Annotated in this window: 1 rRNA gene; it reads left to right on the forward strand. The window is 57.2% G+C overall.

Annotated features, from left to right (window positions below):
* Positions 1 to 1172, forward strand: a 23S ribosomal RNA gene (locus tag ACFVNO_RS31065); the annotation flags it as partial.
* Between the last annotated feature and the right edge of the window lie 27 nt (positions 1173 to 1199).

Genomic DNA, 1199 nt, shown 5'->3' on the forward strand with positions numbered 1-1199 from the left:
GGAGCTGGGTGGGGTCGCAGATAGCGGGGGGAAGCGACTGTTTATTAAAAACACAGGTCCGTGCGAAGTCGTAAGACGCTGTATACGGACTGACGCCTGCCCGGTGCTGGAACGTTAAGAGGACCGGTTAACGGGGTTCGCCCTGTGAAGCTGGGAATCCAAGCGCCAGTAAACGGCGGTGGTAACTATAACCATCCTAAGGTAGCGAAATTCCTTGTCGGGTAAGTTCCGACCTGCACGAATGGCGTAACGACTTCCCCACTGTCTCAACCATGGGCCCGGTGAAATTGCACTACGAGTAAAGATGCTCGTTTCGCGCAGCAGGACGGAAAGACCCCGGGACCTTCACTATAGCTTGACATTGGTGTTTGGGATGGTTTGTGTAGGATAGGTGGGAGCCGGTGAAACTGCCACGCTAGTGGTGGTGGAGGCGTTGGTGAAATACCACTCTGACTGTTTCGGGCATCTAACCTTGGGCCGTGATCCGGTTCGGGGACAGTGTCTGGTGGGTAGTTTAACTGGGGCGGTTGCCTCCCAAAGAGTAACGGAGGCGCCCAAAGGTTCCCTCAGCCTGGTTGGTAATCAGGTGTTGAGTGTAAGTGCACAAGGGAGCTTGACTGTGAGACGGACGTGTCGAGCAGGAGCGAAAGCTGGGACTAGTGATCCGGCACCGGCGTGTGGAAGCGGTGTCGCTCAACGGCTAAAAGGTACCCCGGGGATAACAGGCTGATCTTCCCCAAGAGTCCATATCGACGGGATGGTTTGGCACCTCGATGTCGGCTCGTCGCATCCTGGGGCTGGAGTTGGTCCCAAGGGTTGGGCTGTTCGCCCATTAAAGCGGCACGCGAGCTGGGTTTAGAACGTCGTGAGACAGTTCGGTCCCTATCCGCTGTGCGCGTTGGAGACTTGAGAAGGGCTGTCCCTAGTACGAGAGGACCGGGACGGACGAACCTCTGGTGTGCCAGTTGTCCTGCCAAGGGCATGGCTGGTTGGCTACGTTCGGGAGGGATAACCGCTGAAAGCATCTAAGCGGGAAGCTTGCTTCGAGATGAGGTCTCCTGCCTCCTTTGAGAGGGTAAGGCTCCCTAGAGACGATGGGGTTGATAGGCCGGGTGTGGAAGCCCTGTGAGGGGTGGAGCTGACCGGTACTAATAGGCCGAGGGCTTGTCCGCTGCAGATAATTGGGTGCTCGCGCATAC

It is taken from the genome of Nocardiopsis sp. NPDC057823, assembly GCF_042797335.1.
Lineage (GTDB): Bacteria > Actinomycetota > Actinomycetes > Streptosporangiales > Streptosporangiaceae > Nocardiopsis > Nocardiopsis changdeensis.